The organism is Holzapfeliella floricola DSM 23037 = JCM 16512 (genome assembly GCF_001436605.1).
Taxonomy (GTDB): domain Bacteria; phylum Bacillota; class Bacilli; order Lactobacillales; family Lactobacillaceae; genus Holzapfeliella; species Holzapfeliella floricola.
Genome location: NZ_AYZL01000006.1, coordinates 112875 through 128752, shown reverse-complemented (window position 1 = coordinate 128752; position 15878 = coordinate 112875). Strand labels below are relative to the sequence as shown.

General features: G+C 34.2%; 19 protein-coding genes. 11 read left to right on the top strand and 8 right to left on the bottom strand.

All coding sequences use genetic code 11. The features are described from left to right. Position 1: 1 nt before the first annotated feature. The 4 genes from FC86_RS00810 to FC86_RS00795 form a co-directional block, all read right to left on the bottom strand. On the bottom strand, positions 2-325 hold the full coding sequence (locus FC86_RS00810; RefSeq protein ID WP_056974127.1) for an AzlD domain-containing protein: 324 nt from the start codon (positions 323-325) through the stop codon (positions 2-4). Continuing rightward, positions 312-1019, bottom strand: coding sequence for an AzlC family ABC transporter permease (locus tag FC86_RS00805; RefSeq protein ID WP_056974126.1), 708 nt, complete (start codon positions 1017-1019; stop codon positions 312-314). The genes FC86_RS00810 and FC86_RS00805 overlap by 14 nt, the downstream gene beginning before the upstream one ends. A 78-nt stretch (positions 1020-1097) precedes the next feature. Further along, positions 1098-1658: an energy-coupled thiamine transporter ThiT gene (gene thiT / locus FC86_RS00800; protein WP_056974125.1), complete on the bottom strand. Its 561-nt coding sequence runs from the start codon at positions 1656-1658 to the stop codon at positions 1098-1100. Between the two features lie 109 nt (positions 1659-1767). After that, positions 1768-3429, bottom strand: coding sequence for an alpha-keto acid decarboxylase family protein (locus FC86_RS00795; RefSeq protein ID WP_056974124.1), 1662 nt, complete (start codon positions 3427-3429; stop codon positions 1768-1770). A gap of 126 nt (positions 3430-3555) precedes the next feature. Here FC86_RS00795 and FC86_RS00790 point away from each other — a divergent pair, with 126 nt between their 5' ends. Both FC86_RS00790 and FC86_RS00785 read left to right on the top strand, forming a co-directional pair. Further along, complete coding sequence (locus tag FC86_RS00790) at positions 3556-3966, top strand: MarR family winged helix-turn-helix transcriptional regulator (RefSeq protein ID WP_056974123.1); 411 nt, start codon at positions 3556-3558, stop codon at positions 3964-3966. Positions 3967-3989: 23 nt separating this feature from the next. After that, positions 3990-4487 carry a TetR/AcrR family transcriptional regulator gene (locus FC86_RS00785; RefSeq protein WP_056974122.1) on the top strand — a complete coding sequence of 166 codons (498 nt, stop codon included), beginning with the start codon at positions 3990-3992 and terminating at the stop codon, positions 4485-4487. On the opposite strand, the gene FC86_RS00780 is transcribed toward FC86_RS00785, so the two are convergent. Next, the gene (locus FC86_RS00780) at positions 4467-5276 is read right to left on the bottom strand and encodes a hypothetical protein (protein WP_056974121.1); all 810 of its coding nucleotides are present in this window, start codon (positions 5274-5276) and stop codon (positions 4467-4469) included. The two genes, FC86_RS00785 and FC86_RS00780, sit on opposite strands and share 21 nt — an antisense overlap. Positions 5277-5425: 149 nt before the next feature. On the opposite strand from FC86_RS00780, the gene FC86_RS00775 reads away from it, so the two are divergent. Continuing rightward, the gene (locus FC86_RS00775) at positions 5426-6394 is read left to right on the top strand and encodes an NAD(P)-dependent oxidoreductase (protein WP_056974120.1); all 969 of its coding nucleotides are present in this window, start codon (positions 5426-5428) and stop codon (positions 6392-6394) included. A 38-nt stretch (positions 6395-6432) separates the two neighbouring features. Here the strand turns inward: FC86_RS00775 and FC86_RS00770 are convergent, their stop codons facing one another. After that, positions 6433-6807, bottom strand: a complete 375-nt coding sequence (locus FC86_RS00770) for a hypothetical protein (RefSeq protein ID WP_056974119.1) — start codon at positions 6805-6807, stop codon at positions 6433-6435. A 30-nt stretch (positions 6808-6837) separates the two neighbouring features. Further along, positions 6838-7068, bottom strand: a complete 231-nt coding sequence (locus FC86_RS00765) for a hypothetical protein (protein WP_056974118.1) — start codon at positions 7066-7068, stop codon at positions 6838-6840. A 224-nt stretch (positions 7069-7292) separates the two neighbouring features. Here FC86_RS00765 and FC86_RS00760 point away from each other — a divergent pair, with 224 nt between their 5' ends. The 8 genes from FC86_RS00760 (at position 7293) to FC86_RS00725 (ending at position 15323) form a co-directional block, all read left to right on the top strand. Beyond that, positions 7293-8180 (top strand): XRE family transcriptional regulator, encoded by an 888-nt coding sequence (locus tag FC86_RS00760; protein WP_056974117.1) that lies wholly within the window; start codon positions 7293-7295, stop codon positions 8178-8180. A 2-nt stretch (positions 8181-8182) separates the two neighbouring features. Then, entirely contained in the window at positions 8183-8914 is a 732-nt protein-coding gene (locus FC86_RS00755) for a hypothetical protein (protein WP_056974116.1), read from the top strand. Positions 8915-9300: 386 nt separating this feature from the next. After that, positions 9301-10749, top strand: a complete 1449-nt coding sequence (locus FC86_RS00750; protein ID WP_056974115.1) for a chorismate mutase — start codon at positions 9301-9303, stop codon at positions 10747-10749. Continuing rightward, complete coding sequence (aroC, locus tag FC86_RS00745; RefSeq protein WP_056974114.1) at positions 10746-11915, top strand: chorismate synthase; 1170 nt, start codon at positions 10746-10748, stop codon at positions 11913-11915. The genes FC86_RS00750 and aroC overlap by 4 nt, the downstream gene beginning before the upstream one ends. Positions 11916-11925: 10 nt before the next feature. Further along, entirely contained in the window at positions 11926-13215 is a 1290-nt protein-coding gene (gene aroA / locus FC86_RS00740; RefSeq protein ID WP_056974113.1) for a 3-phosphoshikimate 1-carboxyvinyltransferase, read from the top strand. 5 nt (positions 13216-13220) lie between these two features. Further along, on the top strand, positions 13221-14072 hold the full coding sequence (locus tag FC86_RS00735) for a prephenate dehydrogenase (RefSeq protein ID WP_056974112.1): 852 nt from the start codon (positions 13221-13223) through the stop codon (positions 14070-14072). Positions 14073-14084: 12 nt separating this feature from the next. Next, positions 14085-14615 (top strand): shikimate kinase, encoded by a 531-nt coding sequence (locus tag FC86_RS00730; RefSeq protein ID WP_056974111.1) that lies wholly within the window; start codon positions 14085-14087, stop codon positions 14613-14615. 90 nt (positions 14616-14705) lie between these two features. Beyond that, on the top strand, positions 14706-15323 hold the full coding sequence (locus FC86_RS00725) for a carbonic anhydrase family protein (RefSeq protein WP_056974110.1): 618 nt from the start codon (positions 14706-14708) through the stop codon (positions 15321-15323). Between the two features lie 33 nt (positions 15324-15356). On the opposite strand, the gene FC86_RS00720 is transcribed toward FC86_RS00725, so the two are convergent. Next, the gene (locus tag FC86_RS00720; RefSeq protein ID WP_056974109.1) at positions 15357-15773 is read right to left on the bottom strand and encodes a MarR family winged helix-turn-helix transcriptional regulator; all 417 of its coding nucleotides are present in this window, start codon (positions 15771-15773) and stop codon (positions 15357-15359) included. Positions 15774-15878 lie beyond the last annotated feature (105 nt).

Genomic DNA, 15878 nt, shown 5'->3' with positions numbered 1-15878 from the left:
TTTAGATTAATTGAATTAAACCTAGTGAAATGATTCCAACAACAACCGTTATTAATAAACTTTTTGAAAAAATGGCGGCGAGTAAGGTGGGAATAGAAGCGAGTAGATTTGGAATATTGAGTTCAGGTAATTGACCTAATCTTTGAATAAACAAGTTTTCAAACCAAAGAGCAGACATAATAACAATCGGAACAAAGTTTAAAAATTCAATCGCTTTATCAGGCAAATTAACTTTTTTAAGGACGGCAAATGGTAAAACACGTGAACACCAAGTGACAAAACCACACAAAAAAATGGTTAAGATAACAAAGTTAGTTGAAGGCATTTTTAATCACCACCCCTAAAGAACAGCCAATCAATGTGACAATAATGATTAAAATATTTGACGGTAAGAAAATCAGCCCAATGTACATTAGAATTAATACTAATCCAATAACCGTTAATTGTAATTTTTTACTTAATTTTTGATCACTTTCAACTTGTAAATAAAGTAGTCCAATAAACATGGCAACAATCGCAAACTGAAGCCCGAGTGATTGAGGATTAGGTATAAAGTTTCCAACTAATCCGCCAATAATTGACGCAATAAACCAGGTTAAATAAGCAACGATATTAGCCGTGTTAAACCACGTAAACGATAACTGATTTTGCGTATAGTTTAATTTATTCATACTTAACGCAAAACTTTCGTCAGTTAATAACGTTCCAAGCCATAAATTTTTAAGTAGTGATTCTTTTTTGAAATAAGGTGCTACAGATAAACTCATGATAAACATGCGAGAATTCACTAAAAAAATAGCCAAAACAATTGAAGCAAGTGGCGCATGGGCTAGCAACATGCTCACTAATACAAATTGTGCTGATCCGGCATAAGTGATGAGTGAAATCAGTCCAATTAAGAAGATAGATAATCCAGAAGCTTGCCCAATAATCCCAAAGGCAATCCCAATTCCCAGATACCCAAAAGTTGTCGGCAATACATCTTGCATAGCTGTTTTAAAATCTAGTTTTGAATTCATAAAACCCCTCCTCAAGTTTAGTCAATACACTACTTGACTTTGGGGTTAAATTCAACAAAAAAAGCCAACCAATTAAGGTTAGCTTTTAATAAAAAACGAGGGAATGCGATTAATTAAAATCAAAACAATAATAATGGCTAAAATCGTGTCAGGAATGACATAACTGCTATTGTAAACCAGCGAATATAACCAAACAGGTTGACCTTCAGGTGCAAAGCTTTGATAGAAGAAAATTCCGGCTAAAAAGTGGCTAATTAAAGAAAATATTCCCCCAACTAGTCCTCCCATAATTACGGTAAATCCAGCTTTTTTAGATTGCTTTTGCTTCAGTGCTTTTTTGAATTGTGCTGAAAAAATCCCCGCTAATCCAATTAACGCAAAAGCCAAAATATAGTCGAATAAGACTTGAATTGGATTTAAAAAGTAGCCCCCAAATACTAAAGAAATCACGCCGGTAATTAGACCAGAAATACTTCCAGTTAATAAACCGTACTTTAAACTGAGTAAAATAATGGGAACAAAGGTTAGTGAAACGCTTCCGCCTTGTGGCATTTGAAATAAAACCAAATAGTTAAATACAATAGCTAATGCCGACATAATCGCCGTTTCTGTTAATAATTGAACTTTAGTTGTCATCATAGGTTATCCTCATTTAGTTAAATTAGTTGTTAGACAAAGTTTAACAGAATTCATCATAGTTTGATTGTAAAAAAACGCTTCTTAAAAGTAGAAGCGTTTTTTAATAATATTAGTGATTTTGTGCTTCAAATAATTGCCCCGTTTTGATCAATTGTTCAGGGGCATCCATCACGCCCATATTAGCTTGAATAACGATTAATTTGTCGGGAATATCGTTAGCTTTTTGCATAGCGTTAACTAAATCTTTTTCAGTATCGACATTAATAAATAGATATTGCTTATCAGTTGCACCAAAGGCATGGGGAATTGTATAGTAGTTTAATTGAGGCACATCGTTATAGGGCTCAGTTTCACCATGAATAACACGTTCAACTGTGTAACCGCTGTTTTCAATAATGAAAATGACAGGTGTTAAGTTTTCTTTGAAAGCAACTCCAAAATCTTGGATAGTTAAAAGAAGTGACCCTTCACCAGTTGAAAGGACAGTACGACGGTTATCTTTTTGGTTGGCGAATTGTGAACCCAAAGCAGAAGGGAAAGCATAACCAATTGATCCCCAAAGCGGTTGTCCAATAAAGTTAGTGTTGGCTTTTAGTTGTTGACTTGCTAACCCAAAGAAGGAAGTTCCTTGTTCAGCAACTAGCGTATTCTTGCCTTGAACAAAGTATTGTAAAGCACGGTCATAGAATTCTTGTGTTAATTTGTTGTCTGTTGCTTTTAATTCGTTTGATGCAAGTTGTGGACGAACGACTTTGTCGTAGTTTTGGTTTAAGTTTGTTGCAGCTAACTGATTGATAACAGCTTCAAAATTATACGGTGTGGTTAATCTTTCGCCGTAAATCGTAACATTATCAAAGTTTAAACTGATTGTTTTTTCGGGACCAAAACTTTGCGTAAATCCACCAGTGATGGAGTCTGTCAATTTAGCACCAATAGTAATCACAGTATCTGCTTCATCAACAAAACGATTAATAGCTTCATCAGAAATTGATCCGTTGTAAGTTCCAATAAAGTTTTCAAATTCTTCACTTACTGTACTTTTACCCATTGCAAGAGTAGCAACAGGAATATTATTGTGTTTTGAAAAGTCTTCGATTGCATCGCCTAAGTTAAAACGTTGTGCTTCATGACCAACGATGATAACTGGTTTTTTAGCAGTTTTAATTGCTGAAGTGATTGTTTCAAATGATTGAGAAACATCAGTTTGTTTGCTTTCAAATAAGTGTGGGATGTTAGCTTTTAAATTGTCATTAACAGGAAGAGCGACTAAATCTGTTGGTAAAACAAGGTAAGCAGGTTTTTTATTTTCGTAAATGTAATGAATGGTATCATTAATTTGATTAATCGCATTATCTTTCGTTAAAAAGGAAGCTTTAAGACCTAAAGCTTCGTGTGCTTTAATGAAACGTTTGAATTGACTATCTGCAAATGTATGGTGAACAAGTCCGCCATTATGTTGCACTTTTGTTGTAGGTGCACCAACAATTTCAAGTACAGGAACTTGTTCAGCAACACTACCAGCAAGTCCATTAATTGCACTTAATTCGCCAACACCAAAGGTTGTGACAAATGTCGCAAAACCACGTTCACGCGCATAACCGTCAGCCATGTAAGAGGCGTTTAGTTCGTTTGCATTTCCAATCCATTTCATATCATGACGGTGAGTAATGTGATCCAAGAATTGTAAGTTGAAATCTCCAGGCACTCCAAAAATTTCATCTGAACCAAGATATTTTGTTACATCTAATAAATAATCTGCTAAGGTATACATAGTATAAGTCTTCTTTCATCTCAAAAATTAATCAGTCAATTTAATTGACCTATTCACAATTATCACTATACTATTTCAAACCAAAAAGTCAACTAAGTTGACCTAATATTTTACAGGAGGATTTCTATGGAATCTAAAAATCGCTTAGCGACGATTTTTTTCGCTTACCAAAAATTTGCAAGTTTAATTGATTATGAAGCCTATGGATTAACCAAAAATCAACATCGGGTGTTATTTTGCTTATACACACTAGAAGAGGCCTCAATCAAGAACTTATTGTTAGTTTTAAATATTTCAAAACAAGCATGCCACGTTTTAGTTAAAGACTTGGTTGAACGAGAATTGGTTTATGAAGTCCCTTCAAAAGTGGATAAACGTATTAAACTATTGAAATTAACGACAAAAGGTCATGAGTTAAATCAACAAATGAATCAGGAACAATCTCAAATTATCGATGCTATTTTTGAAGCTCAAGATGACGATTTTGAAAGAGCCATGGCTCAAATGGCTGATGATTATTTAGATGCGTTAAAATAAAAATACTGCAGGAGGTAGTTAAAATGAAAAATCAAAAAGCTCGCGAAAAAATTCAACAAGCACTCTATGATTTGATTGAATCGGGGAATCAATTATCAGATATAAAAGTGACGACACTTTGTCAAAAAGCTGGAATTAATCGCTCAACTTTTTATGATAACTACCTTGATATTTATGATTTGGCAGATCGATTAAAAGTTTATTTAGTTGATAGCTACCTGACCTTTTTGAAAAACGATCAAGAAAAAAGTATCTTGTCATTATTACGACATATGTCGCAATATCCCGAAACTTATCGCTTATTCTTTTGGTTTAATTTAGACGACCAACTCACAAAAAACCATGAAAAAATAAAACAATTCGCTTATCAAAATAGTCGTCTGAAAAACCCTTACCAACATTTGTTTTTTATTTCAGGACTAAATGCAGTTATCAAACAATGGTTAGCTAACGGATGTCAAAAGTCACCAGAAGAAATTGCCGATTTACTTGAACATAATTTAGCGAAACTTTCGGAGTGATAAGTCCGTATTTTGAAAGATAAATATCAGGTTAATAATTAAAATGATTGAGCAGATAACAATCCCTGTATAGCTCATAAATGAGCTTTTCATCAAGCCATCTTGGCTGTATCTAGCAAGCATCAAAGATTGCATATTATAAACAGAGACAAGTGCTGTCATAAAATTAATAATGGCGTAAAAATTGAAAAAGTCTTTAAAGTGATTTTGTTTTTTAAATAAAATGACGACAGATTTGATTAACATACCCAAGGTGTAACCAGAAATCAGATAAATCATTTCATCACGATAAACAATTTGATAATAGTGATTTAAAGTCAAACCAACAATCCCTACAAGCATCAAATTAATAGACAGTAGAATCACACTGATTAAAAGTGTCGATTGTTGTGGGAGTTTTTGATTTCGAGTAAAAATAAGAACTGTGAGTCGAAGTAAAAGCACAAATAAATAATAAAGCCCCATAGTTGTATGCCAAATTGAATTATAAGTTATCCCCAAAAAGAGTTCGTAACTTAAAATAAAGCTATTAATAACTAGGCCACTTAATAAGATAATGTGTTTGATACTTTTATTTTGACTTACTTTTTTAATCATAGGGGCGACTTTTTTGCTAATGATGAGACAATCTAAAAATGCCACAATTCCTGAAAAAGAGGAACAAGTTAGTGTAATCCAGTCTGCTACTGCTAAGTTTTTATTAAAAATAAAGGGTAAGATGAAAAGCATCATGAGATTTAAAATAATTAAAGTAGGGCCAATTTTTTGATTAATTTGAGTCAATTTCAAGTCACCTTCACTCCAGTTTAAAAGTTCGTCAATCTTTATTTTAATTCACGAATAGTCTGATCATAACCCACAATTTTTCTAAAAATGTTGGATTTGGATGAGTTGACAGAATGAAAAGTGTGCTATAGGTTAAATCTGAGGTGAATAAAATGAAAGTATTAATTGGTGTACCAGAATCAAACTCAAATTTATCTGCTGAAGAAATCAAACAACACTTTGAAGAAAGTGCCAAGACTTATCAATTTGATTTAGCTTTAAGCACTGATAATTTAACGTCTTCAGAATTAGATGAAGTTGAAGTTTATGTTGGAAATAATATCGCTGTGTTGACCCAACTTCTTGAACGACCTCACAGTCAGTTGCGTTGGGTGCAAACTTTATCAGCTGGGATTGATAACTTGCCCTTAACACGATTACAAGAAAAAGGAATTCGACTAACAACGGTTAAAGGCATTCATGCTGAACCTATCTCTGAGTCCGTTATTGGGATGATCTTAGCCATGTATCGAGGCATTAATGAATCAGCCCAAGAAGGCCAGTGGTTTAAATTAACGCAAACACTCAAAATGCTACAAGGAAAGCAAGTGGTGATTTATGGGACAGGCCATATCGGCGGTCGAATTGCTGAAATCTTGACGGTTTTTCATGCTAAAACTATTGGAATCAACTCTAGTGGACATGAAGCTAAAGGCTTTCAACAAGTTGTCTCGATGGCTGATAGTCAACCTGCAATTGAAAATGCGGATATTTTAGTTAATGCATTGCCCTTAACACCTCAAACAAAGCATTTATTTAATGCAGACTTATTTAAGCAACTTAAACACCATCCGTTATTTATCAATATTGGACGAGGACCAAGTGTGAATACAAGCGATTTAGTACAAGCACTTGATACTAAACAGTTAAGTGGAGCGGCACTTGATGTTACTGATCCAGAGCCTTTACCAAAAGATCATGCGCTTTGGCAAAAGGCTAATGTTTTGATTACGCCACATATTTCAGGTATTCACGCCGAATATTTGGCTGAGTCATTAGCCATTTTTAATCACAATATGACGGAATTTGTACAAAATGGACAAGTTGTTCAAAACCAAGTCGATTATAAAAAAGGTTATTAGTATTAAAAAAAGAGTTAGCAGTTGCTAACTCTTTTTTATTATCCTTGTTTCAACCCTTTTGAAAGTGGAATCAAACTAAGTAAAGCCATAATCCCGATGATAGCTAAAATAGTGCCGAATACCAGTTGGTTGAACACCATAGTTAGTGATAAACCACCACCAAATATAATAACACCAATAATAGCCACTAAAGCAATACCGACTGTTTTAAGTGATAAGTTGATTTTGGGCTTATTTGTCATTTTTCGGTGAACTATAACGGTAATTAAACTGAAAATAATGCCTAAACAACCAACAATGACACCTTGATTGTAAAGTCCTGAATCTGGAAGGAGTGCCATGCTCATGCCACTACCTAAGACTAAGGCACTAAATATACCTAATACTAACGTTACAAAACTACTTTTTTTCATTTCTTTCACCTTCTCATTGATTGTTAACTATTAATGTTGATGTTTTTGTTTTTCTAAATCTTCACGACGTTTTTTGTTTTCTTGACTTAAACGTTTTTGAGCATCCTCAACTGATTCGCCATCACGTGTTAAATATAAATCAACGAATTTGTTTTCAACTTGTTTGTAGCTACCAACAACCGTGTCTTCGATTTTCTTATAACCACCGACAACACCGTTTTCGATTTTTTTGTTTGCTTTGATTAATTTTGATTTTGCCATTTGAATAGCCTCCTTATAAAATCTCTTTGCGTTTATCTATGTCTAGATTATAGTGCGGTTTTATCAGGGGATTCAATCAACAGCTTTTTTGAAATTGTTGGGTAAATCTGTTAGCAACTAGTAGTTGCAAGGTCGGCAATAAGGTATTGCCAGTCAAACAATTGCTATTTTAAATGCGAAGAGGATAATGAAATTTATCAATACAACCGAAAAGAGGAGAAGCGATGAACAACGTTTTTAGTCAGCAACTCGTTAATTTAAGAAGGCAAAATAATTGGTCACAAAGTGAGTTAGCAGAAAAGCTGTTTGTTTCAAGACAAGCAATCTCAAAATGGGAAATGGGGACATCTGAACCTGATATAGATAAGTTAATTCAATTATCGCAATTGTTTAATAGTGATTTGGATTTTTTGATAGTAGGAAAATCAATCCATAAGAATCAGATTCTATCAGTAAATAATTTATCAAAAGCTTATGAGTATCCTGTATTAAAAAAGATTAACTTTACAGTTCACAGTCGAGAACGAATTGCTTTATTAGGATCTAATGGTGCAGGGAAATCAACTTTGATTAATTTGATTTTAAGTCAACAACAACCAGATACTGGTGATATTGAATTGAAATTAAATCCAAAAGAGGATTTGAATGTAATGAAGCAAGAAGATAATCTTTTACTTGCTTGCACGGTTTGGGAGCAAATTGCCCTAGTTTCAAATATGATGAATAACTATTCGCAAGAAAAGATCACTCAGTGGTTAAAACAATTTAATTTAGAAAAACAAATGAAAACTAAAGTTAATAACTTATCGGGTGGACAAAAAAGAAGGCTATCTTTATTACTGAGCTTAATTCGTCCTTCCAAACTCCTTATTTTAGATGAACCAACTGCTGGAATGGATTTGGAATCAATTGATATGTTTTGGCAATCTTTAGATTATGTTTCGGGGAGTGTGCTAACAGTTACACATGATTTTAATCAAATAGATAAATACTTTTCACGTGTTTTGTTACTCAAAAATGGTGAAATTTATGCAGATAGTTCAGTAGACAAGATTCACAGTCATAATCAAACGATTGAACAATGGTATCGTCAGCTCAATAAGGAGAACTAAACATGATTAGAAGTATTCAGCTTAAGCAGATTTATCGCAATAAACGATTTTTATTTTTTACGATAATGGTGCCATCATTTTATTATATTTTCATGATTTTGATGTATAAAAACAATAATCAGGCAAATTTCCAACAAATCATAAACGAAACGTTACTTCCGATTTATTGTGAGTGTGTGTTACTTGGGATTGTTAGCAATAGTTTATTAACATTTGGTTCTAAAATTAGTTCAACTAGAAAATTTTACAGTTTGTATAATCGTATAACGACTTACACTATTCACCAATTTTTAGTTGATCAAATTATGATTCAAATTATCGCTAATTTGACGATTAGTACACTAATTACACTTGTTGGATTTGGATTTCAAGTTTTATCATTTAATTGGCAAACCCTATTATTATTTTTATTACTTAATATTTTAGGTATTTATTTTACAGTCATTGGCTTTTTTATGGGTCAAAAAATCAAAACGGAAACTTTTCAAATGATGAGTATGCCATTGATACTACTCGTACTAGCATTTACATTGCCTTATCATCTCATGACATCAGGTACTTTAATTACGCTAATCACCATGATTCAACAACTATTTCCAATTCATTATTTTTACGGTATTTATTATGATTTAATGATGCAAAACAGCTATTTAGGCAATCTTTTAGGCTTCACTATTAGCTTAGTTCTGACATTAATACCTGTTTTATATCTTAACTATAAAAAGTTAAAGTGATAAAATTTATTAAAAATAAATTAATTTTACATTTGACTTTTTAATGATCAGGTGTTTTAATAATGACAACAAACAACACAGGAAGGGAATTTCAAAATGAATAATCTCAATCATAGTCGTAACTATTATTATAACTTTTATTACTTTAGCAAAAGCGTTTGCTAGTCCAGGTTTACTGATGCAAACGCTTCAAACAAGGCGTTTGCATCTAAAGCATAGGAGTTATAATAATTCTTTGTCGGTTAGATGCAGCAAGTCATCTAATTCGATAAAGTGATAGTTAGTTATGATTACAGGTTTTCATATGTGTAATTTAATTCTCTATAAACCAAAGTCGGTTAGATGATTATCATCTAGCCGACTTTTTTATTTAGGAGGATTTAAAAATGAGTCATGGAAAACTGAAAACGAGTTTATTCTTGAACTACTTAGTGCATGGAATGGCCTTAATCATTGTCGCTCAAAATATTAAAGAGCTTGGAGCTAATTGGGCAACACCTTTGGCAACAGCATCTTATGTATTGTCAGGAGTTGGACTTGGTCGACTTGGTGCTTACCTTATTTTGGGGTACTTATCTGATAAAATCGGTCGCAAACAAGTTTTAATGTTAGGGATGTTGGCTTACTTCACCTTCTTTATCGTTTCACCGTTTAATCACAATGTAACCATTGCTTATGGATTATCGATTTTAGCAGGGGTAGCTAATTCAGCCTTTGATTCAGCGACTTACCCAACATTTTTAGAAATCGGCGATAAAAATAAATTTGCTAGTATTTTACTTAAAGCGTTTATTTCAATTGGTGAATTTATCCTGCCATTAGTAGTTGCGAGTCTACATAATAATGGTATGTGGTTTGGTTGGTCATTTATCGTTGCAGCCGTAATTGTTCTCATCAATTTTGTCACAATTTTAACAACCAAATTTCCTAAACAACAATCAGCGATTGCTGAAGAAGTTGCCCAACAATCACCATTTTCTGTAAATAAAAAACGATTAATTGCTATTCTACTAGGCGTTTACAGTTACACGTCCATGGCAATAATGATTTGGTTCACACAGTGGATTAGCTTATTTGCCATAGATATTTTACATTACGATGCACTTACTTCACACACATTAATTTCACTATACAGTGTCGGCTCAATCTTAGGAGTTTTAAGTATTTTCTTCTTACTCAAAAAAGAATTTTCAGCAACAAAGTTACTAGTTTTAATGAGTATGATTTCACTAATGTCTTTGATTGTCGTTACACAAGTTGCACAACCAACAATTTCAATGATGGCCGCATTCTTATTTGGCTTTAGTGCGGCTAGTGGTGTTATGCAGATCGGATTGAACTTATTAATCCAGCTATTCCCACAAAACAAGGGTATTTTAACTGGTATTTACTTTATGTTTGGGAGTATTGCTTCATTCACAGTGCCACTTATTACAGGAAAATTATCACAATTTGGAATTCAAGTTGCCCTACAAAGCAATATTATTGTCGCTATCATTGGTACATTAGCAGTTATTGGCATTTACTTTGCTTACAAAACCGTACACCAAACTGATAATTTGAGTGCTTCACGTGAAAAAATTAATCAAATTGATCAACAAATTGTTGGATTATTACAACAGCGATTTGAAGCGGTAACCGCTGTTAGTGAAGCAAAACGACAAACAGCGAAACCTGTTTTTGATCCTAAAAGAGAGCAACAAGTTTTAACAAAAATCACGAGCTATAGTCAAAGTGACAAGTTAGCACCTCATTTCAAAAAAATTTATCAAGGTATTATGGATGCATCAAAGGATTACCAAACAGAACTCAATAAAATCGGAGGAAATAAATAATGAATTACTTAACAGCAGGAGAATCACACGGCCCACAATTAACTGGGATTTTAGAAGGTATACCAGCAGGATTAACAATCGATGTTGACGGAATTAATGATCTTTTAGCGGCTAGACAAGGGGGATATGGCCGTGGCAATCGCCAACAAATTGAACATGATCAAATTGAAATAACTGGTGGTGTCCGTCATAAGAAAACACTCGGTTCACCTATTTCTCTAGTTATCAAGAATATCGATCACAATCACTGGAAAGATATTATGAATCCCTTAATTGATGCGACACCAGAAAATACAATTCGTAACTTAACTCGTCCAAGACCAGGTCATGCTGATTTAGCCGGTGCCATTAAATACAATCACCAAGATTTAAGAAATGTACTAGAACGTTCATCAGCTCGTGAAACAGCTATGAGAGTGGCAATTGGGGCTATTTGTAAGCAATTACTTAAACAATTAGATATTGATATTGTTGGCTATGTTGAGCAAGTTGGTTCAAAAATTGCTGATCAAAAAGCTTTACTAGACGTCCAAGAAATCGAAAACAAAATCAAACAAAACGATTTAAGAGTGACAGACCAAGCACAAGTTGAAAGTATTCACGAGTTAATTGACCGAACCAAACGCAATCGAGATACCTTAGGCGGTGTGGTGCGTGTCGTTGCCACGAATATGCCTGTCGGGATGGGAAGTTACGTCAGCTTTGATCAAAAACTAGATGGCAAAATTGCAGGAGCTGTTATGGCAGTTAATGCAATGAAGGGTGTTGAAATTGGCGACGGCTTTGCGACATCTAAAAATCCAGGAAGTGCAGTTATGGATGAAATTGACTGGCAAGAAACTAAAGGTTTTGGTCGCTTAACTGATCATTTAGGTGGTTTTGAAGGTGGAATGACAAATGGTATGCCAGTCATTGTTAAAGCTGCTATGAAGCCAATCCCAACTTTATACAAACCCCTTCAAAGTGCAGATATTAAAACCAAAGAAATCAAAAAAGCAAATGTTGAACGTTCAGATACAACGGCTATCGTACCAGCATCCATTGTGATTGAAAGCGTGGTTGCCATTGAATTAGCTAAAGTCATTACCGAAACTTTTGACGGTAGCAATCTTGAACGTCTTAAACGCCAAGTCGCTGATTACCGAAAAGAAGTTTTGAATTTTTAAGGAGTCGATTATGAAAGAGTTAACAACAGCCCTAAAGACTGGGCTAACGGGTGAACTAACCGTTCCAGGTGACAAAAGTATTTCGCATCGTGCCATTATGTTGGGAGCTTTAGCTGAAGGAACGACAACTATTCACAATTTTTTACAATCCAAAGACTGCTTATCAACACTTAAAGCTTTTCAGGACTTAGGTGTTGAAATTGATAATCAGATAGATGTAGTGACTGTTAGAGGTGTGGGATTAAATGGGTTAAAGCAGCCGCAAAAACCGCTAGACATGGGAAATTCTGGGACAACAACCCGACTTATTATGGGGATTTTAGCAGCCCAACGCTTTCAAACAGACTTATTCGGGGATGATTCACTTAGTAAGCGACCACTGGATCGAGTCTGTCAGCCATTGCGACAAATGGGAGCAAAAATTGAGTCAAAAACTGATAAGTTACCACTAACGATTGAACCTAGTCAGATTAAACCAATCACTTATGACTTACCTGTTGCTAGTGCTCAAGTCAAAAGTGCTGTCATCTTAGCTGGACTTTTTGCACAAGGTAAAACACAAATTATTGAAAAACAACCTACACGTGACCACACCAAACGCTTATTAAATACTTTTGCACCGGATACAATCCAAACTCAGGCGGATAAAATTACGGTTAATCCGCCTAAGCAATTAGTGGGACAAACCGTTGAGATCCCAAGTGATATTTCATCTGCTGCATTCTTTATGGTCGCAGCAGCGACTTTGCCCAATTCTGATTTAACGCTTAAAGCGATTAGTTTAAACAAGACTAGAACCGGATTACTCAAAGTACTTGAAAAAATGGGTGTTCAGTTAACCTTTAAAAATCAGCGGAATTTAAGTGGCGAACCAGTTGCCGATGTTCAAGTCAAAACGAGCCAGTTAAACGCCATTGAACTCAAAGAATCAGATATTCCTGCTATGATTGATGAATTGCCTATTATTGCACTTCTTTGCAGTTTTGCTAATGGGACTAGCAAAATCACAGGTGCACAAGAGCTACGTGTTAAAGAAACCGATCGAATTGCAGCAGTGGTAACAGAATTTAAAAAATTAGGGATTGCAATCACTGAATTACCTGATGGTTTTATCATTGAAGGAAAACCAGAGCTAACAATTGTAAATCCTCAATTATCAAGCCACAAAGATCATCGAATTGGCATGACATTAGCGATTGCAGCTCTTAAAGCTAACCAATCATTAGAATTAGCAGATGCAGAATATGTGGGGATTTCATACCCTAGTTTCTTTGAAGATTTAGAGAAAGTGATGAGGTAGTCAGGATGGAAACAGTGTTTATAAGCGGCATGGGACTGATTGGTAGTTCTATTGCCCGAATTATTCGCCAAAAAAATAAAGCAATTAAGCTACTAGCCGAAGACGTTAAGGCCACAAATACTGATTATCTGTTAAAAGAAGGGTTAATCGATGAGATTGTTGCCTTTGAGCAAGGCGTTAAAGCTGCTGACTTTGTTTTTTTGGCAACACCTGTTTCCATAATCAAACAACAACTACAACAGCTGGGGGACTTACCATTGTCTTCTAAAACAATTGTGACGGATGTTGGCAGTACCAAATTATCGATTATGGCAGTTGCAAAAAAAGCTATCCAAAAAAATAAGCAACTGCGGTTTATTGGGGGACATCCGATGAGTGGGTCGCATTTAACTGGTAGTCAAAATGGTCATGTCCATTTATTTAAGGAGGCATTTTACTTTTTGATTAATCAAAATGGCAGTGACGATGAAATCAAACAACTGACTTCACTTTTAAGTGAAAGCTGCAGTCGATTTACACGCCTTTCTGCTGAGGAACATGATCAGTTAGTTGGCATCACAAGCCATTTACCACATCTTTTAGCGACAACATTAGTCAATACAGCAACTAAGGAATTAAAAGACCAAACAATGGGTCTTGAAACTGCTGCCAATGGGTTTAAAAAAACAACTGAAATTGCTCAGGCAGATGAAGTGATGTGGCAAGCCATTTTTTTAGAAAATAAAGCGATTATAGCTGATCAAATTAATCATTTTCAAGCAGAATTAGAGCAACTGAAGCAAGCCATTTTATCAGATGACCAAGCAACTGTAATTAATCAAATCAAGCAAGCAAAACTAACGAGACAATCGTTATAAGGAGGAATTAGAATGCCTGTTATTTTAATTGGATTTATGGGAACGGGAAAATCGACAGTTGGCAGATTATTAGCTGAAAGTATGAATCAATCATTTTGTGATTTAGATGAGTTAATTGAAAAAGAAGCAGGAATGACAATTCCTACTTACTTCGATACTTATGGTGAGCAAGTTTTTCGACAATTAGAACAAGATCTACTCAAAAAAGCGATTGATGAGTATGATATTTTATCAACAGGTGGTGGAACACCTACTATCTCAGCCAATCAAAAAGTCATTCAAGCGGCAATGGGAAGAACTATCAAACTGGATGCACCGATTGATGAAATTCGGGCCCGAATTGGGGATGATATGAATCGTCCTATTTTTAAAAAGTTGAGTCAACAAGCCTTTAATGAACTTAAGGAAAAGAGGGATGCGATTTACACTAAATTTTGTGATGTAATTATTGATACTAGCCAAAAAAACCCTCGAGAAATTGTAGCAGAAATTAAAGCACTCATTTATTCAAATACTGACGAATTAAATTACGCTTCACTCTAGAATAGAGTTCAAAGTTGGCGAAATGAATAAATTTGTTTATGATAATTCTTACCCTACGTCACTTAATAATTTAAAAAATAAGAGGCCATTATGAAACATTTAGATTATCAACGACAAGACCAGTGGCAAAAGCCAACTAATATCTTATGTCAATCACCGATTTCTTTGAAAAAATCATCTTCAACCAATATGAAAGGTCAATTAGTTTTAATTAATTTTCATCAAGTCATAATGATTAAAGACCAGATTGTGGGTCAACAGTTTATGAGTCAAGGTGACCTCGATATTTTCGGTATTAAATGGCAACTTGAACGGTTTCACTTTCATGAACATTCAGAACATCGCATTGAAAACAATTACTATGATATCGAAGTTCATTTTGTATTTAAAAATAATACATCTATTTTGGTGGTTGCCGTACTAGGTAATGTTAATAAGTATAGTCAGTCGAAGTTTGTAGAACTTTTTGAAAATAATTATGCGCAATTTGAGCTAGCTTCAATTTTTCCTAAAAAATCTAATTACTATAGCTATCAAGGATCACTAACGACGCCCCCCTTTGATCAGTCTGTTCGGTGGTTAGTAATGGCAGATCCTATCGAAATTAGTTTTGCTGATTTATTAGCTATTAAGGAAAGCTATCCAAATAATTACAGACAAGAACAACCCTTGAAAAAAAGAAAAATTAACTATCATATAACGCCATAAGAAAAGAGCCTCTACGTTTTGTAAAGGCTCTTTTTAATCTTCTAAATTATTGATGATATGATGCATTGTTTTTAGGAAAGCTTGCTGTTCAGTTTTATCAAAAATTGATAAGTTTTTCTTCCACCAATTGTTTCTGATTTCTAAAATGCTAGGAATTAAGCTACAACCTAAGTCGGAAAGTTCAAGACTTTGTGAACGTCCAGTACTTTCTTTTTTATTAATATAGTCAATTTTGATGAGCTTGTTCACCTCTCGAGTGACTAGCGCACGGTCTTGACCTAAAACCTTCGCAATTTGATTTTTATTAATATCTTTATTTTGATAAATTATTAATAAAATATTTGCAGTTGTAGGGTTGAGATTTATTTTTGCACATTGTTTATGTGTATCATTGTAATATTTTCTAGCGAGTATGGATACATATTGTGATAAATTACCTAAATCTTCCATATCAATCTCCTCAATTAAAGTTGCCTAATGCACAGCTATAACTATAACATGAATCTAACATTTTTCTATGTTGACAAATCAACATACCGGTTTTATGATTATGTA

Bases quoted from the DNA above. Each gene is read 5' to 3' on its own strand.
- FC86_RS00810 (WP_056974127.1), bottom strand. From the start codon at position 325: ATGCCTTCAACTAACTTTGTTATCTTAACCATTTTTTTGTGTGGTTTT.
- FC86_RS00805 (WP_056974126.1), bottom strand. From the start codon at position 1,019: ATGAATTCAAAACTAGATTTTAAAACAGCTATGCAAGATGTATTGCCG.
- thiT (WP_056974125.1), bottom strand. From the start codon at position 1,658: ATGATGACAACTAAAGTTCAATTATTAACAGAAACGGCGATTATGTCG.
- FC86_RS00795 (WP_056974124.1), bottom strand. From the start codon at position 3,429: ATGTATACCTTAGCAGATTATTTATTAGATGTAACAAAATATCTTGGT.
- FC86_RS00790 (WP_056974123.1), top strand. From the start codon at position 3,556: ATGGAATCTAAAAATCGCTTAGCGACGATTTTTTTCGCTTACCAAAAA.
- FC86_RS00785 (WP_056974122.1), top strand. From the start codon at position 3,990: ATGAAAAATCAAAAAGCTCGCGAAAAAATTCAACAAGCACTCTATGAT.
- FC86_RS00775 (WP_056974120.1), top strand. From the start codon at position 5,426: ATGAAAGTATTAATTGGTGTACCAGAATCAAACTCAAATTTATCTGCT.
- FC86_RS00770 (WP_056974119.1), bottom strand. From the start codon at position 6,807: ATGAAAAAAAGTAGTTTTGTAACGTTAGTATTAGGTATATTTAGTGCC.
- FC86_RS00765 (WP_056974118.1), bottom strand. From the start codon at position 7,068: ATGGCAAAATCAAAATTAATCAAAGCAAACAAAAAAATCGAAAACGGT.
- FC86_RS00760 (WP_056974117.1), top strand. From the start codon at position 7,293: ATGAACAACGTTTTTAGTCAGCAACTCGTTAATTTAAGAAGGCAAAAT.
- FC86_RS00755 (WP_056974116.1), top strand. From the start codon at position 8,183: ATGATTAGAAGTATTCAGCTTAAGCAGATTTATCGCAATAAACGATTT.
- FC86_RS00750 (WP_056974115.1), top strand. From the start codon at position 9,301: ATGAGTCATGGAAAACTGAAAACGAGTTTATTCTTGAACTACTTAGTG.
- aroA (WP_056974113.1), top strand. From the start codon at position 11,926: ATGAAAGAGTTAACAACAGCCCTAAAGACTGGGCTAACGGGTGAACTA.
- FC86_RS00735 (WP_056974112.1), top strand. From the start codon at position 13,221: ATGGAAACAGTGTTTATAAGCGGCATGGGACTGATTGGTAGTTCTATT.
- FC86_RS00730 (WP_056974111.1), top strand. From the start codon at position 14,085: ATGCCTGTTATTTTAATTGGATTTATGGGAACGGGAAAATCGACAGTT.
- FC86_RS00725 (WP_056974110.1), top strand. From the start codon at position 14,706: ATGAAACATTTAGATTATCAACGACAAGACCAGTGGCAAAAGCCAACT.
- FC86_RS00720 (WP_056974109.1), bottom strand. From the start codon at position 15,773: ATGGAAGATTTAGGTAATTTATCACAATATGTATCCATACTCGCTAGA.